This is a genomic window from Ruania alkalisoli (assembly GCF_014960965.1).
In the GTDB taxonomy this organism is placed as follows: domain Bacteria; phylum Actinomycetota; class Actinomycetes; order Actinomycetales; family Beutenbergiaceae; genus Ruania; species Ruania alkalisoli.
This window is the reverse complement of sequence record NZ_CP063169.1, coordinates 2,725,056-2,746,827: the sequence shown is the minus strand read 5'-3', so window position 1 is coordinate 2,746,827 and position 21,772 is coordinate 2,725,056. Positions and strand designations below refer to the sequence as shown.

Below are 21,772 nucleotides of genomic sequence, written 5' to 3'. Positions count from 1 at the left end.
ATGACCGACTGGAAACCACGAGCGCTCTGGGCGCGTGTGCGCGCCTGCGGGCCCGACCTGGACTCCGGGTGGTTCGGCACGACCTATCTCGCCGACTCGTTGCTCTGCCCGCTGGTGCCCGGGGTGGAGGAGGACCTGCGGGTCCTTGAGGAGGTCCTGGCCGAGCGACAGTGGCAGCTCGAGATCGGCGATCCGGTGCTGTTCGTGTCTGAGGAGGTGAGCGCAGAAGCAGGGGTGGCAGGCGCGGTCGAGACCTTCCGGAAGGCATACGCCGGCGGCGAGCGGGATGCTGCCCTGGACGCGCTGCGAGCGCTGTGGAAGCGCGTCTTCGCAGGCAAGCAGTACGCGGGGCCGAAGGGGGAGCCGATCCCGGTCGGAGTGATCGGGCTGCGGCTGGTGCGGCGGTCGGGAGCCCCGGTGGACGGACCCGATGCGGCAGTGGTGCTGCGGGCCGTGCAGGAGCGGCGGGGAAAGCCTGCTGCCCTGGGGCTCGATCACCTGCTCAGTCTTGCGCCCTTCATTGCGACGAACCCGTTTATCGCCACCAACCCGTTCATTGCCACGAACCCGTTCATTGCCACGAACCCGTTCATCGCGACGAACCCGGCCGCCGGATATGCACAACCTGGACTCGGCGGACGGCAGCCGGTGAGTGTGCCGGTCACGCCCCCGGCCCGCCGCCCCGAGGCCTCCCGCCGGGTCACGGTCGCGGTGCTGGACACCGGCTGTGGTGACCATGAGTGGCTCGACGACGTCGTCTCGGTACCGCAGCTGAACGGGGGGCCCATCGGCCGGCACGGTTCACCGGACCCAGAGCGCGATCCGGATCCTGGCTCCACGATCACCGGTCTCGCCGGCCGTGCGGTCGGCCATGGAACATTCATCGCCGGACTGGTGCGCCAGGTGGCCCCGGACGCGGACGTGCTCGCCGTGCGGGTCTGCGACGGTGACGGGATCGTCACCGAGCTCGAGCTCATCGGGGTGTTGGCGCAGCTCGCCGAATACCAGCGCACGAGCGGGCCGATCGACGTGCTCAACCTCTCGCTCAGCTACACCCACGAGAGCCCAGAGGACTCCGCCTACAGCACGGCGCTGTACGGGGTGCTGCACCAGTTGCGGGCGGACGGCACCACCGTGGTCGCCTCGGCCGGCAACGCCGCCACCACGCGGCCGCACTTCCCCGCCGCGTTCACCCTCTCCCCGGACCCGTCGGTGGCGCCACTGATCTCCGTGGGCGCGCGGAACCCGAACGGGACCATTGCGGCCTTCAGCAACCAAGGAACCTGGATCACCTGCTGGGAGGATGGTGCAGCGCTGGTGAGCACCAGTCCACGGCTGGATTCCGGACGTCAGCCCAGCGTGGAGACAGGGCCGGGGAGCGAGACGCTCGACCTGGACGACTTCCGCGGCGGCTTCGCCGTCTGGAGCGGCACGTCCTTCGCGGCGCCACTGCTCGCCGCGCGAGTGGCGCAGGTGCTGGAACCAAGGATTCCCCCGGCGAAGGACGTGCCGGACCGGCTCCGGGCTGCCCAACTCGCTCTGCGATCGGTGACGGACGGTCGATGACGCGGTGACAGAGCCGCCCGCTACCGGTGTGCCCGAGGATGCCGCCGCGCTTCACATCGAAGCGCGGCGCCTCGCCAACGCCGGCGACCTCACAGGTGCGGAGAACTTGCTGAACCGGGCGCGCCAGTGCGCCGCGAGCATGGACGACCTCGGTCGGATCGAAGGGACGCTCGCGTACATTGAGGTGGAACGCGGGCAGGTCAGCGAGGGGCTGGCGCGGTGCGAGGCCGCGTTGGAGCGGGTGGGGCGCGGCACCATGGCGCATGCTCTCCTGGCCGGTCAGCTCGGCACGATCCAGTTCGTTCGTGGGGAGACAGTTCCGGCGATCACGTTGTTCACCAGGGCGCTGGAGGTTCTCACGGGAGAAGAGCGGAGCAACATCCTCCTCAACCGGGGCGCTGCGTACATGAGCGTGGCAGCCTATGAGAAGGCTCGGCGTGACTTCGAGGAAGGTGCGCGCGGCCCGAATGTCATCGCGGCAGCCCAGAATGCGCACAATCTTGGGTACCTCCACCTGCTCCGCGGGCAATTGGTGGCGGCGCTGCGGTGGATGGACCGCGCTCGACCCGAACTAGCGGGACTAGGCCTGTCTGTGACCGCCACGCTCGATATCGACCGGTCCGAGGTGCTGGACGCCGCCGGGCTCCGTGGTGAAGCAGTGGCGCTGCTGCGCGACGTGGCCGCGCGCCTGCGTGGCAGCGGGCTCTGGCGACTGCAGGCTGATGTCGATCTGCACCTGGCCCGCCAGCTCGGCAACGAGGAGGCTCTGGAAGCCGCCGAGCGTGCAGTGCGTCTCAATCGTCAGCACGGCAACGCCGTCGATGCAGACGAGGCGCGCGCGGTGGTGCTGCTGGCCAGGTGCCGCAGCACGAGGCCACCGACTGCGCACAGCCTGGAGAGGCTCGCTGACCGGCTGGAGCAGGCCGGGCGCCGGCACACGGCAGCAGCGCTGCGGATGCGCGCCGCCGGCCTGCGCGGGACCTCGCCCCGTCTCCCGGGGGAGGAGGAGCCACTGACCGTTCGGCTGCTCGCCGGTGAGGTCGCGGCGGAGGTGGCACTGCGGGCAGGCGACACCGATGCGGCTCTGAGCGCGGCATCGGCCGCAATCGACGAGCTCGACCGGTGGCAGCGCGGCATCGGCAGCCTGGAGCTGCAGTCGGTGAGCAGGCGCTTGGGTGCACGGGTGATCCGGCTCGGTCAGCAGGCAGCGCTGCTCAGTGGCGACGCGCAGCACCTGCTCACCTGGTCCGAACGGGCCCGCGAGCTCGTTGCCCGGGTCCCCGCCACCCGGCCGCCGGAGGAACTGGCGGACCTCCTGGCCGATCTGCGCCGCCTCGGCCCTGACGGCGACCCGGCCGAGCGTTTGCAGTTGGTGACGCAGATCCGTCAGGGCCGCTGGCTGGCTGCAGCGGAGCTGCCCGCCGACGCACCGGTGACGGTGCAGGCTGTGCGCGAGCGGTCGGCAGGAGCACGGGCCGGACGCTATGTCACGCTGATGGAGATCGAGGGTCGGCTGATCGCCCTCACTCTGGGCGACCGCGAGGACATCCTCGACCTGGGTGCCTGGGGCGAGATGGATCAGCTCCTCGGGGGCCTCAGCGCGGACCTGACGATGGCGGCACAGCTCGCCGCACCGGTGGTGCGTGCCGCACTCCAGGAGCGGATCGAGGGCTTGGACAAGATCCTTGCACGGGCGCTACAGGGGGCAGGGTCGCTGACGATCACCGCACCGGCAGTGATGGCCCGGATGCCCTGGGGGCAGCTGCCGAGCACGGTGGGCGTCCCGGTGACTGTGCCGACCTCGGCGAGTGCGTGGCTGCGCCAGACCGATGCCGGGCCGATCCGCAGTGTCGGGGTCGTCGTCGGGCCCGGTACCCGCACCGGGAGCGCTGAGGCGGACCTGGTCCGCCAGGGATGGCACACGGTCACGGTGGGGGAGCGCTGCGACGACGCCCAGACCCTCGCCTCGGACGTGGATCTGCTGCACGTGAGCGCCCACGGGCAGGACCGGGAGGCGCACCCGCTGTTCGCGTCCCTGCAACTGGCGGACGGGGACCTGTTCGGCCATGACGTCGAGCTCTTCGGCCGGGTGCCGCCGGTGGTGATCCTCTCCGCGTGCGGCGCTGCTGGTGGCTCGCTCGGGATGGCGCGGGCGTGGCTGCACGCCGGCGCCCGGTCGGTGGTGGCGGCTCCGGCCGACATCGCCGAGACGGCCGCTCTGGACCGGTTCGGGCAGTTGCACGGCCTGCTGGCTCGCGGTAGCAGTCCGGCCGAGGCGGTTGCGAACGCCTTCGGCGGCGAGGCGCTCGACTGTGCCGTGCAGTGCTACGGCGCGGGCTGAGACCGGCTCCGACCACGCAGCCTCCATCCGATTTGGTTGACACGTCATCCAATCGGCCTCTACAGTCATGACCAAGGTCTTGAGTGTCAGCACGTTGGAAACAACACGGCCCCGGCCAGCTGACCGGCAACCCTCCACTTGCGGTGGGGTGCCCCGGGTGACGACCTGGCCCTGGCCAACTGGTGCAGGGCAAGCGCAACACCGCGAGCGCGGTGACCGAGAGAAGGAACAGCATCAGATGAATCAGGACCGGACCCCAGTGCCCCTACGGCCTGCACTGCGATTCGCCACCTGCATGATGTGTTGCTGTTCCATGTCGGCCTGAGCCGAACTCTCGACCGGTCCCTCGGGCGATCCGCCCCTTCGGTACCACCCTCGGTTCGCGGCTGCACACCTGCCGGTGGCGTGACAACGCCGGCGTGCACTCGGCGCGATCGAGCTCCCCGCTCTCGCAGAACAAGGAACCTCTCATGCCTGCTTCGGCCGCACTTCGCACGTCCCTGATCTCCCTCGATCTCTCCGGCGCCGGCGCCCCCCGGGAGTGGCGCCGCGCCGAGGACTCCGACGCCGAGTCCTTCATCATGGGCCGCCTGGCCGGCCTCGCTTCGCTCGCCGACAAGGGCGGCGTGGACCTGCTCACACTGGACGAGACCTTCCACCACGCCGGCGTGCGCCGTCGTGACGACTGGCTCGACGGGGCCGTGGCCGCTTCCCGCCTCTCCCGGCACACCACCGGTGCCACGCTCGTGGCGACCGTGCCGCTGGGCAGCCACCGTCCGGAGCATGTGGCCGGGGCGGTCGCGAGCGTGCACCGCGCCTCCGCCGGCCGTGCCGGCTGGCAGTTGGAGGTGGCTGAGTCCGGAGCGCGGAGCCTGCGCGCCGTGGAGTCGGTCATCAACGGATGGCCGACGGCGCCGCGCACCTCCGCGGGTACGTCGCGTCCGCAGGTGGTCGTCCCGGTGCGGACCTCGGTGGACGGCGAGCTTGCTGCCGCCCGCGCCGATGTCGCCCGGCTCAGCGTCGGCACCCTCGAGGAGGCTCGTGCGGCTCGTGCGGCCATCCGCGAGGCTGCCGTGGAGTGGGGGCGCGACGCCGACGATGTGCAGGTGCTCGTGGACGTGCGCGCGCTGATCTCAGCCGATGCTCCCAGCGCCCGTGCGCGCTGGGACCTGCTGACGTCGTTGGAGGAGCAGCCGCGAGAGGTGCCACTGCGTTCGATCGGCACCGCGAGTGATCTCACCGACCTGTGGGCCGAGTGGGTGCACGCTGGTGCGGCGGACGGATTCACCGTGATCCCCGCCTCGGTGCCCACCGATGTGGTGGCTCTGGTGAACGAGGTCGTCCCGCAGCTGGAGGCGCGCGGCCTCCGCAAGCCGCGCACCGCGACCGTGCAGACCGCACCGGCGGCCGGGCGCCGTCAGCGGGTTGCTGCGCCGACCCGCGTGCGCGCCACGGCCTGACCCGGGGGCCAGTACCCAGAAATCACTCGTCGATCTGGTCGTTGAGTCGAGCCGACTTCACGACCACATCGACGTGTGACTTTGCGGACCGCGGTGGCGGTGTCGGCTCGGTCACCAGACCTGGCGAGGCCGGGTTTCGGCGATGTAAACTCGGTGCTGCGATCAGGGCTTCTGCGCACCAGCGGTGGGGTGGTGCGCGCCTCGTCGCACCCTGGAGCCCTGAATGTCCCCGCTGAGTTCCTACCGGAACCTGTTCTCCCTCACCGGCGCCCTCTACGTGGCTGTCGCATTTTTGGCACGACTGCCGCTGGCGATGTCCCAGATCGGGGCGCTGCTGCTGGTCTCGGCGGTCACCGGCTCTTACGGTGCCGGTGGCGCTGCCGCAGGTGCGACCGCGGTCGTCAACGCCGTCGCGTCCCCATTCGCGGGCGCGCTCACCGATCGAGTGGGGCAGCGACGGGTGCTGCTCGTGCAATCGGTGGTGGGTGCGGCCGGACTCCTGTGGCTGGTGCTGGCCGCAGCCGCCTACACCCCGGGTGAGGCGTGGTGGCCGCTCGTGCTCATCGCCGGTGCCAGCGGGGCGTTCCTGCCCCAGGTGGGCACGATGGCGCGGGTGCGGTGGCGCCCGATCGCACGCCGTTCCGGCGGTGCTGAGCAGCGGCTCGTCGATGCGGCCTTCTCCTACGAGGGCGCCGCCGACGAGGCGAGCTTCGTCCTCGGCCCGGCGCTGGTCGGTGTCGTGGCCGCCGTGCTCAACCCTTCGGCCGCGCTGATCGCCGCTGGCGTACTGCTGGGCGTATTCGGCCTGTGGTTCGCCCTGCACCCCACCGCCACGGTGGTGCCGAAACCGGACCGCACCGTGCCGGCCGTGCGCATCCCGCCCGTGCTGTTCGTGCTCGTGTTCGCGCAGTTGACCATCGGGATGATCTTCGGTTCGGTGCAGGCGGGAGCGTCGGTGCTGGCCACCGAGGCCGGGGAGCCGGGACTGACCGGTCTGCTGCATGCGCTGCTCGGCATCGGGTCGGTCACGGCTGGGCTGGCCGTCGTCGCGGTGCCGGAGGCGTTCAGGTACGAGAACCGGCTGCGACTGTTCACCGTCGCACTTGCGGTGCTCAGCCTGCCGCTGCTGCTCGTCACCTCGCTCGGGGTGCTCGTTCCGGTGCTCATCGTTCTCGGGCTGGCCGTCGCTCCCTCGATGATCACCACCTTCACCCTCGCCGAGCGCATCAGCCCGCCGAGCCGGCTCGGGGCTGCGATGACGCTGCTGGCCGCGGCGACCGGCCTGGGCTATGCCGTCGGGTCCAGTGCGGCGGGTCGCATCGCCGACTGGGGCGGATACACCCCGGCGTTCGCTGTCACGATCACCGGTGCCAGCCTGGCTGCCCTGATCTCGCTGTTCGGGGCCCGGGCACTGCGCCGGGCCCAGACGGCACCTCGGACCGTACCTGAGCAGGTCGTCTGAGGATTCGACTGACCGGACCGACACGGATACGTCACGCCGGGCATCACGATGCCCCGGCCGGGCCAATCGTGTCAGTCCGGTCAGCGGTCGGGCACCGGAGAACACTTGGGTACCGGCGTATCCTGGAGCGATGAGCGTCGACAGTGCAGCACAGGTCACCGACGAGCAGGCGAGTACCGGGGTCCGGGAACTGGCGCAGGCGGCGAAGACCGCCTCCCGCGCACTACGCAGCGCCACCACCGCCGCCAAGAACGAGGCGCTGCACGCCCTGGCCGACGCCCTGGTCGCTGACGCTGATCGCATCCTGGCCGCCAACGCGGTCGATGTGGAGCGCGAGAGTGCCGCCGGGATGAATGCGGGACTGGTGGACCGGCTGCGCCTGACGCAGGAGCGCATCGCCGGGATCGCTGACGCACTCCGCGAGCTGGCTGCACTCCCTGACCCGGTGGGGGAGGTCGTGCGTGGTCAGACCCTGCCGAACGGGTTGACTGTGCGCCAGGTACGGGTGCCGATGGGCGTTGTCGGGATGATCTACGAGGCCCGGCCGAATGTGACGGTGGACGCCGCAGGACTGGCCCTCAAGAGCGGCAACGCGGTGCTCCTGCGCGGTGGCTCAGCGGCCGCGAGCAGCAACGAGACCATCGTGGCCGTGCTGGGAGAAGCACTTGAACGGGTCGGGTTGCCACGTGAGCTCATCCAGTCCGTCGATGCCTACGGCCGCCCTGGTGCGCGGGCCCTGATGCGTGCCCGCGGACTGGTGGACGTGCTCATCCCGCGCGGCGGCGCCGGGCTCATCCAGACCGTGGTGGCCGAATCCCAGGTGCCGGTGATCGAGACCGGCGTCGGAAACTGCCACATCTACGTGGACGCCACTGCCGAGGTGGACCAGGCCGTCCAGATCCTGCTCAACGCCAAGACCCAGCGGGTCGGGGTGTGCAACGCCGTCGAGACGCTGCTTGTGCACGCCGACGCCGCCGAGTCCTTCCTCCCCGCGGCGCTCGCAGCGCTGGCCCAAGCAGGGGTACGCCTGCACACCGACGAGACCTCAGCCACCCACGCTCCCTCGTCTGCGGACGTCGTTCCTGCCACGGACGAGGACTGGGCGACCGAGTACCTGAGCATGGACATCGCGGTACGGGTGGTGCCGGACCTGGACGCCGCGCTCGAGCACATCCGCACCTGGTCCTCCGGGCACACCGAAGCCATCCTCAGCAATGACGTCGCGGCCGTGCGCCGCTTCACCGGTGAGCTGGACTCGGCGGCCCTGCTGGTCAACGCCTCCACCCGGTTCACCGACGGCGGCCAGCTGGGTCTCGGCGCCGAGATCGGGATCTCGACCCAGAAACTGCACGCCCGGGGCCCGATGGGGTTGGCCGAGCTGACCACGACCACGTGGATCGTGCAGGGCGAGGGACACGTGCGGCCATGATTCCTGAGTGGCCCGGACGGCATGACAGACTAGGGGCAGGGTCGTGACACGCAGACGAAGGAGAACGTAGATGCGCAGCTCGCTGCTGATCATCGCTGCCGAACAAACCGAGCACGCTGCCGAGGGCCTGCAGCCGATCGGGTTCGGTCTGGTTGCCGGAGGAATCCTGCTGTTCCTGCTCCTGGTGACTCTTGCGTTCCGGAGCCTGGGAACCCGCAACCGTCCCCGCTGAGATGGGCAGGGTCCGCATCGTTGATCGGCTGTGGCGATGATCGCCGCGACCCGCACACCGTCGCGGGTGGGAATCATGGGTGGCACCTTCGATCCCATCCACCACGGCCACCTCGTCGCTGCCAGTGAGGTGGCCGACGAGTTTGACCTGGACGAGGTGGTGTTCGTGCCGACCGGGGCGCAGCCGTTCAAGCTCGACCGCGCGGTCACAACTGCCGAGCACCGGTACCTGATGGCGGTGATCGCGACGGCCTCCAACCCCTTGTTCTCCGTCTCCCGCGTGGACATCGATCGCCCCGGCACCACGTACACGATCGACACGCTGCGGGATCTGCACGCCGTGTACCCGGATGCTGAGCTCTTCTTCATCACCGGTGCCGATGCGCTCGGTCAGATCCTCTCCTGGAAGGACTCCGACGCCCTCTGGGATCTCGCGCACTTCGTGGGCGTGACCCGCCCGGGCCACCACTTCGACACTGAGGATCTGCCCCCGGGGGAGTACTCGCTGCAGGAGATTCCCGCGATGGCGATCTCCTCCACCGACTGCCGCAAGCGGGTACAGGCGGGTAAGGCCGTCTGGTACCTGGTGCCGGACGGCGTGGTGCAGTACATCGCCAAACATGGGCTCTACGTCGACCCTGCAACCTTTCAACACCCTGCGGAGGTGGTCTCGTGAGCGAGACTCCGACCGGGGGCCTGGGAGAGCGCCGGCGGCGCCGCGAGGCGGAGCGTTCACGCGCGGCCGCCCGAGCCGCCGAGCAGCCGATGAGCCGGCGCGAGCGCCGAGCACTGGAGGAGGCCCTCGCCAGCGGCGCCATCCGCGTCACTGAAGACGGGTACGAGCCCACCGGCGAGGTCCCCACCATCACCTCCGGTCAGCACGCGCTGGTGCCCAATGGTCAGATCCCGACGGCGCAGCCCGCCGACGTGGACGGGTCACCTCCCGCTGGCGCTGAGGCGGAGGATGCGAGCGCTGGCGCGCCCGCGGGGGACGATCTGCCGACCGAGACAGTGGCCTCGCCTGAGCCTGAGCCTGAGCCTGAGCCTGAGCCTGAGCATTCGGTCGAACCGGCAGCGCCCGCTCAGCCGGAGGCGCATGCTCCGCACCAGACGCCCCGCCGCGTCTCACGACGGTCGTTGCGCCAGCAGCGCGCGGCCGCCGATGCCGCGGCAGCGGGGGACGCAGACGCCGAGGCTCCGGGCACCGGCGAGATCGACACCACCGATACCGGCACCTCGGATGCCGGACCTGCAGGGGAGCCCGAGCAGAGCAGGACCAGCACCGGTCGCCGGCCGGTGATCCGCCCGCCCGCCACGGCATGGGGAATCCGGACGGTCGACGCGACCGGTGAGCTGACCGGCATCCAGCGAGCGGTGCGGGACATCAATGCCGCACCGCAGTCACCCTCGGAGCACGACGACGAAATCCTCCAGACTCCGGCGCAGATCCCCGCTCTGGACGAGCCCAGCGGCCCGGCCGCGTCTGACGAACCCAACCCCGCCACTTCTGACGCGCCCACGGAATCCGACGCCGTACCCGCGCAGGCCGACGGCGCCCCCTCACCAGGCGAGCCGGACGTGCCAGAGGTGAGCTCCGCCGTCGAGCAGGGTGGCCCGCCTGTCGAAGAGAGCGAGACGCCTGCGGTGAGCTCCGCCGTCGAGGAGGCTGACGACCGCTTCGACATGCGACCCCGCTGGCCCAGCCTTGCCGGCACTGACACGGGGGAGAACCCCGTGCTGCGGCTGGAAGCCGAGCGTGAGGACGTGATCAGCGAGGCCGAGGACCACGACGAGGACGAACGTCACCACACGCCCCGCTGGTTGTTGGCGCTGTACATCCTCGTGCTCCTGCTCGCCGTGGCTGTCCTGGGCCTGCTCGTGTGGCGGATGGCGACCGGCGACCTGTTCGACGGTGACGCGCTCGCGACAGTGACCGCGTGGCTCACTGACACTGCTTAAACTCGAGAGACGACCCAAGGAGACACGTGCCTGCCGACGACCGATCACGCCATCTCGCCGTTGTGGCGGCCCGCGCCGCGGCTGGCATCAAGGCCCGGGAGGTCATCGCCCTCGATGTCTCCGAACAGCTTGTGCTCACGGACGTCTTCGTGGTCGCATCCGGCTCCACCGAACGCCAGGTGCGTTCGATCGTCGACGCCGTCGAGGAGGCCATGCGTGCCGAAGGTGTCAAGCCTGCCCGCAAGGAAGGCGTGGCGGAGGGCCGCTGGGTGCTGCTCGACTTCACGGACATCATCGTGCACGTCCAGCACGAGGAGGACCGCGTCTTCTACGCCCTCGAACGGCTCTGGAAAGACTGCCCGGTGATCGAGCTTCCGGAGGAGGCTCGCGGGGAGATCGGCGAGTCTGACGGTACTGACAGCCGGGCAGGGCTGGACGGGAGCCTGTGACTGCCGGGACCGTCATCCTCTGGCGGCACGGGCAGACCGACTACAACGTCGAGGGGCGGCTGCAGGGGCAGGTGGACATCCCCCTGAACGCCACGGGTGTGCGTCAGGCCGAGGTGGCTGCCGCTGTGCTCACCCAGGCGCGCCCGACGGCGATCCTCACCTCCGATCTGAACCGTGCGTTCGCGACAGCGCAGGCACTGGGAGAGCGGGCCGGGCTGCCGGTGGCGACCGATCCGGGGGTGCGCGAGCGTAGCTTCGGCGTGTGGGAGGGCCTGACCCATCCCGAGGTCAAGGCCGGGTGGCCGGAGCAGTTCCACGCATGGCAATCCGGCGATCACCCCGAGGGTGTCGAGGCCGAGACTCGCCGTGAGGTTGGTCACAGGGTGTCGCGGACCATTGAGGCTGTCGCGGCGAGGCTGAGCGCGTCAGATGTGCTGGTCGTCACGTCTCACGGGGCCGCGATCTCCTGCGGGATCGCTGCTCTGCTGGGTCAGGATGCCGAGGATTGGCGCGGAATCACAGGGATTGGCAACTGTCACTGGTCAGTGCTGAGGCATGCCGGTGGGGGAGTGCCGAGCTGGCGTCTGGCCGCCCACAATGTGGGGGTGCAGGAAGCCGATTTCGCACGAGCGGCACGGATCGTCTAGACTCAAACCCGCTCGTGAGGGCAACCCACTCGGGGCTATGGCGCAGTTGGTAGCGCGCTTCCATGGCATGGAAGAGGTCGGGGGTTCGAATCCCCCTAGCTCCACGATATGTTTGTGGGGACCGGTACGTTTTTCGCCGGTCCCCACAAGCATGTCGGAGGCGGAGTGGATTCGCCGAGTCTGCCGCAGCGGAGCGAGGACAGACGGTTCCCCCTAGCTCCACGGTCGTGATGTTGCAAAACGTCCGAAAGAGCCCGGATCCGCGAGGGTCCGGGCCTTCTTCGTTGTCCTCACAGCAGTGCGGTGAGAAGTCTGTCGAGAGCGCTGTGCGACTGTTCCCGGGCGGCAGCAGGGTTCTCGTGCTGGGCGACCCAGAGTGCCGTCTCGTTCATCGCACCCGAAAGCTGGGCCGTGGTCGCGTCGAGAAGTGTCTGGTCGATGCCCACCGCGAGTAGAGCCTCGCGCAGGTGGGCCGCCGAGTTCTCGGTATCGAGCCGGCGCCACTCCTGCCAGCCCACGACAGCAGGTGCGTCGATGAGCAGGATGCGAACGGCCGGAGCTGCGGTGATCGCGTCGAGGAATGCGTGGGACCCCGCTCGGAGCTGGTTGCCCGGGTCACCGCCAGCCCTGTCGGCAGCGCCGGCCACGACCGCTGCGATCTGCACCTGGAGCGCTGCCGCGACCGCGGCGAACAACTTCGCCTTGCTGCCGTAGTGGTGGTACACCGCTCCGCGTGTGACCTCGGCCGCCCGAGCGACGTCGTCGAGAGAGACATCGGCGAAGCCGCGGGACGCGAACTGTTCAGTGGCCGCTTCCAACACGCGTTGAGCGGTCCTGGCGGCGTCGGCGGCGGAGGCGCGGGGCATCTGACTTCCTTTACATTCACAGTGTATGTATAGTCGAACTCGTTACATACGCAGTGTACTTAAAGGAGGCCTCATGTCTGTCACCAGCGTCTACCCCGTGCTCATGTCGCGGGACGTCGCCGCCGCCGCATCCTTCTACCGCGACGTCGTCGGGTTCGAGACCACGTTCGAGTCTGACTGGTACGTCAGCCTGCGGCTGGACGCATGTGAGCTGGCAATCCTGGCGCACGACCACGAGACCATCCCGCCGGGGTACGGGGCACTTCCCGCCGGTGTGCTCATGAATCTCGAAGTCGACGATGTCGACGCAGTCCACCGGAGGATCCTCGGGATTCAGGGCGTGCAGATCGTGCAGCCACTGCGTGACGAACCGTTCGGGCAGCGTCATGTGATCGTGACCGCTCCCGACGGCGTCCTGCTCGACGTCATCCAGCCCATCGCGCCGAGCGAGGAGTTCATGGCCGCCTACGGTGGTGTGTAGACCGGTGCGAAGGCCCGGTCACGGTCGGGAGCCGTACCGGGCGACGACTCACGACGGGCTAGTCCGCGGGGAGCGGTCCTGCGCGTTGCCGGGTCGAAAGCGCTGCGCCACCTGGCAACGGAACGGGTCGCCGTCGAGGTAGATCTCGCGCGGTGACCCCTCCGGGACGCGCGACCCACGGGCGGCAGCTGTGCGCACCGCGTCGAAGGCACGCAAGATCGTCGGGAACTGCACCTCTGCATAGGGCACGTCGACGACGACCTCCGTACCCGCCGCCTCCACCTCGTCAGCGTCCGCCGCGCTCACCACCGGGATGCGGATCTCCACGGGCCCGTCAGACTCCCAGCTGACCTCACCGTGATAGACCACCACGAGCGGCTGGGATGTATCCACGGCCGACCCGGCCCGCTGGGAGAGCGCGGCGGCGCAGCGTTCGATGTGCGCGGGCAGGTCGGCCGCGGTGGTGCGCACGGTCCTGGCGACGAACGGCCGTTCCGGGGTCTCGCGGATCGACACCGCGAGATCGACCGGCTGCTGTCCGCCGCCTTGCGTGTGCGCCGTCGGGTCCTCGGCGAGGCCATCGAGCAAGGCGAGTGCGCGCTCGTGTGCCCGCACTGTCTCGAGGCGATAGTCGGCGAGCAGTTCCCGCCGCTGCGCACCGGTGGCCGCCAGGACGGCACCGATGCGCTCCAACGGCATGCCCACCCGGCGCAGCAACGTGATCGTGCGAGCCCGGTCGGCCTGGGACCGGACGTAGTAGCGGTATCCCGTGTACTCGTCGACCGCGTCCGGCAATAGCAGCCCGCGTCGCTCGTACAGACGTAGTGCCTTGGGTGAGAGCCATGTCAGCCGACTGAACTCCCCGATCGACAGCCTCGCATTGGTCACCTCAACAAGTATGCGAGCTCCACCGCCCACTTGCTGCGATCGGGCTCGGTCTCCGGGTCGGTGAGAAACTGCTCGGTGCGCGCCTGCCAGTGGATGCCATCGGCCCGTTCGTCGATTGCGAGCTCCAGATCCTGGACCTGCGCCCACTCCCACATCGCCCGGTGCGTCTGAGTAAGCGCATCCGGTCCTCCGTGCGGACGTGCCACGAGATAGCTCCCCGCCGGGAGGCTGCCAGTCTCGAACCCGGCGATCTCGACCGGTGCGGCCACCGGAACGGACACGACCACGTCCATCGGGTCGGCCGCCGTCTGCAGCCGCCGGTACTGGTAGATCGGACCACCCAGTGGCGTCTCGCCTGCCTGCGCCAGGGCCCCGTAGATCGGCGGCACGTGGGCGTTGACGCGATCCCAGTGCGCCAGTTCGGCCGTCATCGAGACACCCACCCACCACCGTTCGGCCCGGTCCTCGACCATGAATGCGGTCATCGTGTTCCTTTCTGGTCACCACCCGCCTCTCGGGTGGGCCGCAGACAGCACACGCCCTTCCCCAGGGGCAAGGTCAACCGCGTGAGTGCCCGCCCAGCGTCACGCCTGGGATTCACTGACCGTGATTGACCGTTCGGTGCCCCGCCCGCTGTGCGGCGAGCGCGGCCAGTGCCATGGCCACCACGGCTGCACCGACAACGGCGGCGACTTCGGCGAGGCCCGGTCGATCCGCGAAGCTGTGGAGCAGGGGATTGGACCATTCGAAGACGTAGGACGGCGGCCACCAAGTGTTGATGGCGCGGGCAAGCGGCGGCAGCGCGGAGACCGAGATGAACCCGCCGCTCGCGAAGTAGCTCCCCAGCGCCGCCATGATGAGTGCAGGCTGGATCATGCGGTGAGTGCGCAGGTACGCCGCTACCACGACACCCACACCCGCGGCCGCGGCAGTGGCCGGCAGGACGATCGCGGCAGCCAGGAGCAGCTCCTGCACTCCTACCCGGGTTCCGAAGGCCAGGGCCACCAGCGCCGTCGGTATCGCCGCGACGGCAGCCAGGACGAATCCCGCAGCTGCCGCACCCAGGCCGGCGACGTAGCTACCGAGCGGAGTCAGCGCGATCTCCTTCTCGGTGCGATGCTCGCTGTCGACGGCGTACAGGTTCGCTGCGATCATCGCCGCGCCCAAGAGCAGGGCGAGGATCACGGCCGACCCGCCCATGAAGGCCGTCCGTGGCACATCGACCGGTTTGACCCTGTCGATGATCGCGGCGACCTGGTGAGCGTTCGTCGCGCCGTCGAAGGCGTTAGCGGTGGTGGTCACGCGCAACCGGACGTTCTTCATGGCATCGGAGTTGATGTTGTAGGTCGCGATTTCGACCGCTCCGGTCTCGCTGAAGTCGGCCGGGACCGTGACCACCAGTTGCAGGCGCCCGGCATGCAGGAGCTCAGCTGCCGCGTCCGCCTCGGTCTCGACGATCCGGAAGTAGGAACCGGTCGGTCCGCGGGTCTCGGTGACAGTCTCGACGAACTGTCGCGAGTGCGCTGTCTCAGCCTCGTCGACAACTGCGATCGGCCAGGCATCGTTGGCTCCGAAGATCACCGAGGCCAACGCGAGGACGACGACAGGCACCGCCATCGTCTGGACGAGCAGTTCCGGGCGGCGCCGAGCGATGCGAAGGTTGCGGGCGAACACGGCGGCGAGGGCGTGAAGGTGGGTCAGCATCATTGTCCTTGGGTGAAGCGGAGGGCCTTGGTCAGCTTCCACACGGCGAACGAGACGGCAGCAGCGGCCAGGAGAAGGCTCCCGAGTGCCGCGACGATCGCGCCCTCGGGTTGGGGCAGCGAGGTGACCTCGAAGCGGACGACGTCGAACAGTGGTGCGAGGGGAATCCAGTGCGTGGACGCCCACAGCAGTTCGACCCCGCCGCCGTGAGCGAAGCCACGGATGTAAGACTCGTAGCCGCTGACAAGGAAGTGGGCCACGGCGATCAGGACGGCGACCGGGACGAGGGGGAGTGCCCTGCGGAGCTTGACTCCGAGGAGGGTGCCCAGGGCGGCGCCATAGATCCAGACGATCGCCAGAACTCCGGCGGATCTCCAGCTCAGCATGTGCCACGGGTAGCCGAGCACCCACGCCAGAGCGGCCAGTGTCACTGCGATCGTGACAACGGACATGACTGCCGCAGCGGCCCACTTCCCGGCGACAAGCGAGGCGTGGCCGCTGGGCGAGAGCACGAGTGCCTTGGCAGTGCGCTCTTCCCATTCCCGGGCGATGCTGACCCCGACGCTGACGACGCCGGCGTAGAGGGCGGCGAACAACAGCAAGGCCGAACCCAGATAAACCGAGACAGGGATCTCCCGCTCGAGCTCGGTGGATTCGAGGATCGCCAGCCGGTCGGCAGGAGTCGATGGCAACGTCTGCTGGAACTGCCGTAATGCTTCTTCGATTCGCAGGTGCTGGTTCTTCGTGCCGTCGGCATTGATGTTGACCAATGACAGCGTCACCGCCGGGTCCTCACCTTCATCCACCGAGCGTCCGAAGCCTTCGGGGATCACGAGCATGGCGCCGACGTCTGCGCCCTCGTACATGTCTCGGGCCTGAACCGGGTCGGTGGTGAGGATCTCGTAGTAGTCGCCGTCGCTGTTGTGCATCTGGGACATGACGGCGATGAAGTCGGCCGAATGGGGTGTCTGGTCCTCATCGGCGATCGCGATCGTCGCCGTGGTGGAGACGTGGACGACGATCGCATACAGGAAGGTGAAGGCGACCGGAACCACGATGCTGATGATGACGAACAGAGGCGCACGGAAAGAGACGAGCAGATCCTTCTTCGCCAGAGCGAGTGCAGCGTGCACGAGGGGCCTCAGTTCCGTAGTCCGCGGCCGGTGAAGTGCAGGAAGACGTCCTGCAGACTGACCGGCGGTACCTCGACGCGTTCGACCTCCGGAACTTGGGAGGTGAGTTCGTTCAGGTTGCCCCGAACGACGTTCACGCCTCGATCGATGATCGTGATCTGATCACCGAGCCGTTGCGCCTCCTCCATGTAGTTCGTGGTCAGCAGCACGGCGCGGCCTTCCCGTGCGACGTCCTCGATCCGATTCCAGATCGCTTCGCGTGACTGGACGTCGACACCGAGCGTGGGTTCGTCCAGCAGGAGCAGTTCAGGCCGCATCATCAGTGCCTTGCCCAGTGCGAGTCTGCGCTGCATGCCACCCGAGAACGTGCCGGCGCGATCATCGGCAAGCGCGCCGAGCTGCACAAGCTCGAGTGCTTCGTCGATGCGGGTGCGTTGTTCGCGGGCCGACATCCCGTAGTAGCGGGCGTGAAACGTGAGGTTCTCGCGGGCCGTGAGCTCGGGGTACAGCGAGGTCTCCTGGGGCACGAGGGCGATCCGGCGCAGCAGGTCCCGGCGTTGGGTTGCCGGATCCAGATCCAGCACCCGAACACGTCCAGAGGTCGGGGTGACCAAGCCGGTGAGCACATTCATCAGCGTCGTCTTCCCGGACCCGTTCGGACCCAGGAGACAGCTCACCTCACTCGGGCGAACGTCCAGGTCGACACGGTCCAGGGCCCGGAAGGGCTCCCGCTTGCGTCCACGAGAGAACTCGACTGTCACCTCCGTCGCGTCCACTGCCACCTGCGGCTGATTCACGGTGCCTCCTTCGTTACGTGCGGTCAACGAGATCGTGACGGACGTTGATGCTAGATTCAACGCTGATGAATAAAACTCGAGGTCGCCCCCGAGCCGGTTCCGACGATGGCCGTGACCGGCTCCTGGAAGCCGCCCGTGAGCTCTTCTCAGCGCACGGCTACAACGGTGCAACGGTGCGGATGATCGCGGGCCGAGCAGGCTGTGATCCAGCATTGGTCTCCTACCACTTCGGATCGAAGAAGCTGCTGTTCGCTCGCGCGATGGCCCTCTCGCTTGGCCCGTCCTCGGTACTGGAGGAGGCGATCGACGGTGACCCGGAGGGTGTGCCGGAGCGGCTTGCCGCCCTCGTCATCCGGGCATGGGAAACGCCTGAGGTGCAAGGGACGCTGACTCAGCTGGTGGCTACCGGCATGCAGCATCCGGAAGTACTGCATGCCTTCCGGGAGTACCTCGAACGAGAGATCGTCGGACCGCTCGTTGAATATTTTGGCGGGAGTGCCGCGGCGCGTGAGCGAGCCACAGCGACGATCACGATCATCATCGGCCTGATCTTCGGCCGCTACGTGATCGGCGTCGAGCCGCTTCGGTCGGAGCGCCCCGATCGGCTCCTGGCCCTCCTGACTCCGAGCTTGGAGGCCATCTCGCCACCTGGTCAGCGCACCCGGCGCAGACCCGTGAACCGATCTGTGGGCGGGCGAGGCACGTGAGCGCCGGAACGGATGAGCATGTACGAAGGGAACGTAGGTCGCGAGTCACGCCTCCGGCCCTCGAGCGGGCAGGACGTTGTCTCCGCGATGTGCCGGCTTCCGGGTGCCGATACGATCGCTGGAATCTTCACCCGCTGTCGACGGGCGCCGTGACCGACGGAAGGACCGCCGCATGCCCGACCTCGTCCTGACTCTTCTCGCCGCCACTGTGCTGGGCGTGGCCGCGCATCTGGTGCGAGTGCCTCCGTTGGTGGGGTTCCTGGCGGCAGGCTTCCTGCTCGGCGGGATGCAGGTCGAGCCCTTCCCGGGTTTGCCGGAGTTGGCTGATCTGGGCGTGACGTTGCTGCTGTTCACCATCGGGCTGAAGTTCGATGTGCGCACGATTCTGCGCCCGGAGGCCTACGGTACGGGCCTGATCCACATGGTTTTCAGCGTCCTGATCGGTGCGGGAACGCTGGGGCTGCTCGCCGTGGTGGGTGCCGTGCAAGCCGGGAGCTGGCAGACTCTTGCGCTGATCGGGTTCGCACTTTCCTTCTCCTCCACCGTGCTGTGCGTGAAGGTCCTGGAGGAGCGCTCCGACGACGGATCGTTCTACGGGCAGACCGCGATCGCGATCCTCGTCATCCAGGATCTCGCAGCGGTCATCTTCATCACCGCCACCAATGACGAGCCGCCGAGCCTGTGGGCGCTGGCCCTCGTGCTCCTGATCCCGGCTGCGTGGCTGCTACGCCGGATCCTTGAGCACGTCGGCCGCGGTGAGCTGCTGATCCTGTTCGGGATCGTCCTGGCCCTCGGGCCGGGCTACTACCTGTTCGAGGCTGTCGGCATCAAGGGTGATCTGGGCGCCCTGGTCGTCGGGCTATTGCTCGCGAGCCACCCGCGCGCCATCGACCTGTCGAAGGCGTTGTTCAGCATCAAGGAGCTGTTCCTCGTCGGCTTCTTCCTCACGATCGGCATGGGGGCAGGGCCCTCGTGGTCCGATCTGGCCGTGGCAGTGGTGCTGTGCATCCTGCTCGTCCCGATCACGATCGCCATGTTCGCCGTTCTCGCCCGCATGTTCGGGCTGCGCAACCGCACGGCCATGAGGGTGGGGCTCGTCCTCGGTAACTTCTCGGAGTTCTCCATCATCGTGACCGCGGTGGGCGTCAGCAGCGGCATACTCACCGACCGCTGGCTGACGATCGTGGCGCTCGCCGTCGCCGTGAGCATGGTGGTCTCCTCGCTGCTCAACGGCCGCGGCGCACATCTGGCGGGCCGGATCGCCACCCGGATGCCCGCGCAGGACCCCACCCGGCTCAGGCTTGCTGACCGGCCGATCAACACCGACGGCTACCACGCCGTGGTCCTCGGGATGGGGCGTGTAGGGCGCTCCACGTACGCGCGCCTGCAAGAGAATGCCGATCTGCGGGTGCTCGGCGTCGACAACGATCACAGCGTCGTCACCCGTCTGCGCGAGCAGGGCTACGACATCGTCGAAGGTGACGCCACGGACCTGGAGTTCTGGCAGCGCATCTGCTCCGGTGGATTCGTCCAGACCGTGGTCCTGGCGATGCCGATCCATGATTCGAATACCTTCGCACTCGACCAGGTGCGGGCCGCCGGCTTCAACGGCAAGCTGGCCGCCGTTGCCCAGTACCCGGAGCAGGTGGAGCACCTGCGGGAGGAAGGTGTGGAGGCCGTGTTCAACGTTTACGCCGGCGCGGGTGTGGCACTCGCCGATCAGGTGGTCCCGCCTCGGGAATCCTGACGGCGCGGCTAGGCTGGCGCCATGACCGCCGCGACGATGCGCGCCAGCCTGCTGCTGGCACCTGAAGACCTGCAGATCCGTGACGTCCCGCGCCCTGAGCCGCGGCCTGGGGATGTGCTCGTGCGTATCGAGCAGGTGGGCCTGTGTGGTTCCGATGTGCACTTCTTCCAGCACGGCCGGGTGGGCTCACTCGTGGTCACTGACCCATTGATCCTCGGCCACGAGGCCGCCGGGGTGATCAGCGCCGTCGGGGCGGGTGTGGCGACCGAACGCCTGGGGGAGCGGGTGGCGATCGAGCCGCAACGACACTGCCGGGAGTGCTCGTTCTGCCTGGACGGGCGGTACAACCTGTGCGAGCAGATGGAGTTCGCTTCCGCTCCGCCGGTGCACGGTGCGTTCGCCGAGTACATGGCCGTGCCGGCGATATTCGCTCACCCGATCCCGGAGGCGATGACGTTCGAGCAGGCTGCCTTGGCCGAGCCGCTGTCAGTCGGGCTGGCGGCGGTCCGCAAGGTACCGGTCACCGAGAATCGCGTCTTGGTCGCCGGGGGAGGGCCGATCGGCGTCTTGACGGCGGCCGCCGCCCAGGCGCACGGCGCACGCGAGGTGGTGCTCACCGACCCGATCCCGGCCCGACGGGAACTGGCGATGAAGCTCGGGGCGAGCTACGCCGTCGGGCCGAATGAACTTCCCGACCACGTGGGGCGAGGCTTCGAGGTGTTCATCGACACCTCCGGTGCGCCGCCGGCGATCGACGCCGGACTGCACGCGCTGCGGCCGGGCGCGGGTGCGGTGCTGCTGGGCATGGGGCATGACCGTATCGACCTGGACCTGTTCCGCGTGCAGTCCTACGAACTGCACCTGCATGGGCTCTTCCGCTACGCCCGCACCTGGCCCAGCGCGATCGATCTCATCGCGCGCGGAGTGGTGGACGTACAGCCGCTGATATCCGACCGCACCGGTCTGGCCGGGCTACCCGAGGCGATGCGCCGCAACGGCGATCCCGACGTGATGAAGATCCTGGTGAACCCCCGGCGTCACGACGCGTAGTAGGCGGCCACCTGCTCCAGATTTGCCCAGGCGCTCTCGACTGGTTCAGGGCTGCCGTCCGCCGCGAGCGTCAGTGCGTCGAGCATCACGTGCCAGCCGACGGCGAACTCCGCCGCGGGCTCGGGCAGTACCTCGCGATGGGTGAGGGTCAGCAGTGTTCCTCCGTCGGTGGGCACGAGCTCCCACACGACCTCCGACTCCGGGACTCCTTCCCAGACCCAGCCGTGAATCAGGCGCCCTGCTCCATCGGCAGTGGGAGGTTCGACCGTGGTCACCGTTCCCGTGGCGCTGCCTTCCTCCCCGAAGTCATAGCGGACGGCGGAGCCCACCTCTGGTTCGATCCGGCACCCGGGTAGCCACTGCTGCAGCAGGTCGGGTTCGGTGAGCCAGGCCCAGACCCGATCCGGGCGGTACGGAAGGTGGCGTTCGAAGTGGATGCGGAACGTGCCGTCCTCGCCGATGCCGAGGGTGCCGCGTGCGCTGTCGTTGCTTGTCATCGTTCTCCTTCGCCTGAGTCCATCGCCTCCGAGAGCCGGTCGAGCACGCATGCCCATCGCACCCGCTGGGACTCGAGCCAGTTCTCGACTTCGGCCAGGGACTCCGTGCGCAGGCTGTACCTGCGCTCACGCCCTGCCGCCCGGACGTGCAGTACGCCCGCATCCACCAGCACGCCCAGGTGCTGGGAGATCGCCGGGCGTGAGATCGAGAAGTGCGAGGCGATCTGCCCCGCGGTGCTCTCCCCGTCGCCGAGCAGTTCGACGATCGCTCGCCGGTGCGGTGCCCCCAGTGCCTCGAAGACGTCCATGACGTATATGTAAGCAATTGCTTACGCGTTGTGTCAACGGGTCGCGGCCC

The 21,772-nt window shown here is 68.7% G+C and carries 22 protein-coding genes, 1 tRNA gene and 1 riboswitch; of the genes, 15 read left to right on the top strand and 8 right to left on the bottom strand.

Annotated elements, in window-relative coordinates; genetic code table 11:
- From IM660_RS12205 to IM660_RS12155, 11 genes are all read left to right on the top strand, one after another.
- A complete protein-coding gene (locus tag IM660_RS12205; RefSeq protein ID WP_193495846.1) occupies positions 1-1,566 on the top strand; it encodes a S8 family peptidase in 1,566 nt (521 codons plus the stop codon).
- A 4-nt stretch (positions 1,567-1,570) separates the two neighbouring features.
- Positions 1,571-3,907, top strand: a complete 2,337-nt coding sequence (locus tag IM660_RS12200) for a CHAT domain-containing protein (protein WP_193495844.1) — start codon at positions 1,571-1,573, stop codon at positions 3,905-3,907.
- Positions 3,908-3,982: 75 nt separating this feature from the next.
- Positions 3,983-4,109, top strand: a riboswitch (SAM riboswitch).
- A gap of 268 nt (positions 4,110-4,377) precedes the next feature.
- Positions 4,378-5,367 (top strand): LLM class oxidoreductase, encoded by a 990-nt coding sequence (locus IM660_RS12195; protein WP_159622023.1) that lies wholly within the window; start codon positions 4,378-4,380, stop codon positions 5,365-5,367.
- A gap of 223 nt (positions 5,368-5,590) precedes the next feature.
- Complete coding sequence (locus tag IM660_RS12190) at positions 5,591-6,829, top strand: MFS transporter (protein WP_193495843.1); 1,239 nt, start codon at positions 5,591-5,593, stop codon at positions 6,827-6,829.
- A 130-nt stretch (positions 6,830-6,959) separates the two neighbouring features.
- Positions 6,960-8,258: a glutamate-5-semialdehyde dehydrogenase gene (locus IM660_RS12185; protein ID WP_193495841.1), complete on the top strand. Its 1,299-nt coding sequence runs from the start codon at positions 6,960-6,962 to the stop codon at positions 8,256-8,258.
- Between the two features lie 70 nt (positions 8,259-8,328).
- Positions 8,329-8,490, top strand: a complete 162-nt coding sequence (locus tag IM660_RS12180; RefSeq protein ID WP_193495839.1) for a hypothetical protein — start codon at positions 8,329-8,331, stop codon at positions 8,488-8,490.
- Between the two features lie 36 nt (positions 8,491-8,526).
- Positions 8,527-9,165, top strand: coding sequence for a nicotinate-nucleotide adenylyltransferase (nadD, locus tag IM660_RS12175; protein WP_159622026.1), 639 nt, complete (start codon positions 8,527-8,529; stop codon positions 9,163-9,165).
- Positions 9,162-10,448, top strand: a complete 1,287-nt coding sequence (locus IM660_RS12170; protein WP_193495838.1) for a hypothetical protein — start codon at positions 9,162-9,164, stop codon at positions 10,446-10,448. The genes nadD and IM660_RS12170 overlap by 4 nt, the downstream gene beginning before the upstream one ends.
- 26 nt (positions 10,449-10,474) lie before the next feature.
- On the top strand, positions 10,475-10,897 hold the full coding sequence (gene rsfS, locus IM660_RS12165; RefSeq protein WP_193495836.1) for a ribosome silencing factor: 423 nt from the start codon (positions 10,475-10,477) through the stop codon (positions 10,895-10,897).
- On the top strand, positions 10,894-11,544 hold the full coding sequence (locus tag IM660_RS12160) for a histidine phosphatase family protein (RefSeq protein ID WP_193495834.1): 651 nt from the start codon (positions 10,894-10,896) through the stop codon (positions 11,542-11,544). Before rsfS ends, IM660_RS12160 begins: the two co-directional genes overlap by 4 nt.
- A gap of 31 nt (positions 11,545-11,575) precedes the next feature.
- Positions 11,576-11,648 (top strand) — tRNA-Ala (locus IM660_RS12155).
- A 186-nt stretch (positions 11,649-11,834) separates the two neighbouring features.
- On the opposite strand, the gene IM660_RS12150 is transcribed toward IM660_RS12155, so the two are convergent.
- Positions 11,835-12,410, bottom strand: a complete 576-nt coding sequence (locus IM660_RS12150; RefSeq protein ID WP_193495832.1) for a TetR/AcrR family transcriptional regulator — start codon at positions 12,408-12,410, stop codon at positions 11,835-11,837.
- A gap of 73 nt (positions 12,411-12,483) precedes the next feature.
- Between IM660_RS12150 and IM660_RS12145 the strand changes: the two genes are divergently transcribed.
- A complete protein-coding gene (locus IM660_RS12145) occupies positions 12,484-12,891 on the top strand; it encodes a VOC family protein (protein ID WP_193495831.1) in 408 nt (135 codons plus the stop codon).
- Between the two features lie 48 nt (positions 12,892-12,939).
- Here IM660_RS12145 and IM660_RS12140 read toward each other — a convergent pair whose 3' ends face one another.
- The 5 genes from IM660_RS12140 to IM660_RS12120 form a co-directional block, all read right to left on the bottom strand.
- Positions 12,940-13,779 carry a MerR family transcriptional regulator gene (locus tag IM660_RS12140; RefSeq protein ID WP_193495829.1) on the bottom strand — a complete coding sequence of 280 codons (840 nt, stop codon included), beginning with the start codon at positions 13,777-13,779 and terminating at the stop codon, positions 12,940-12,942.
- On the bottom strand, positions 13,776-14,264 hold the full coding sequence (locus tag IM660_RS12135) for a GyrI-like domain-containing protein (protein ID WP_193495827.1): 489 nt from the start codon (positions 14,262-14,264) through the stop codon (positions 13,776-13,778). Before IM660_RS12135 ends, IM660_RS12140 begins: the two co-directional genes overlap by 4 nt.
- A 112-nt stretch (positions 14,265-14,376) precedes the next feature.
- Entirely contained in the window at positions 14,377-15,483 is a 1,107-nt protein-coding gene (locus tag IM660_RS12130) for an ABC transporter permease (RefSeq protein ID WP_193495825.1), read from the bottom strand.
- Positions 15,483-16,616 carry an ABC transporter permease gene (locus tag IM660_RS12125; RefSeq protein ID WP_193495823.1) on the bottom strand — a complete coding sequence of 378 codons (1,134 nt, stop codon included), beginning with the start codon at positions 16,614-16,616 and terminating at the stop codon, positions 15,483-15,485. Before IM660_RS12125 ends, IM660_RS12130 begins: the two co-directional genes overlap by 1 nt.
- Positions 16,617-16,624: 8 nt before the next feature.
- Positions 16,625-17,413: an ABC transporter ATP-binding protein gene (locus IM660_RS12120; protein ID WP_193499545.1), complete on the bottom strand. Its 789-nt coding sequence runs from the start codon at positions 17,411-17,413 to the stop codon at positions 16,625-16,627.
- 65 nt (positions 17,414-17,478) lie between these two features.
- Between IM660_RS12120 and IM660_RS12115 the strand changes: the two genes are divergently transcribed.
- The 3 genes from IM660_RS12115 to IM660_RS12105 all read left to right on the top strand — a co-directional run bounded on the left by IM660_RS12115 (position 17,479) and on the right by IM660_RS12105 (position 20,917).
- Positions 17,479-18,120, top strand: a complete 642-nt coding sequence (locus tag IM660_RS12115; protein WP_193495821.1) for a TetR/AcrR family transcriptional regulator — start codon at positions 17,479-17,481, stop codon at positions 18,118-18,120.
- A gap of 172 nt (positions 18,121-18,292) precedes the next feature.
- The gene (locus tag IM660_RS12110) at positions 18,293-19,867 is read left to right on the top strand and encodes a cation:proton antiporter family protein (RefSeq protein ID WP_193495820.1); all 1,575 of its coding nucleotides are present in this window, start codon (positions 18,293-18,295) and stop codon (positions 19,865-19,867) included.
- 21 nt (positions 19,868-19,888) lie between these two features.
- Positions 19,889-20,917 carry an NAD(P)-dependent alcohol dehydrogenase gene (locus IM660_RS12105; protein WP_193495818.1) on the top strand — a complete coding sequence of 343 codons (1,029 nt, stop codon included), beginning with the start codon at positions 19,889-19,891 and terminating at the stop codon, positions 20,915-20,917.
- Here IM660_RS12105 and IM660_RS12100 read toward each other — a convergent pair.
- Positions 20,905-21,414, bottom strand: a complete 510-nt coding sequence (locus tag IM660_RS12100; protein ID WP_193495816.1) for an SRPBCC family protein — start codon at positions 21,412-21,414, stop codon at positions 20,905-20,907. The genes IM660_RS12105 and IM660_RS12100 overlap by 13 nt on opposite strands.
- On the bottom strand, positions 21,411-21,722 hold the full coding sequence (locus IM660_RS12095; protein ID WP_193495815.1) for an ArsR/SmtB family transcription factor: 312 nt from the start codon (positions 21,720-21,722) through the stop codon (positions 21,411-21,413). The genes IM660_RS12100 and IM660_RS12095 overlap by 4 nt, the downstream gene beginning before the upstream one ends.
- Positions 21,723-21,772 lie beyond the last annotated feature (50 nt).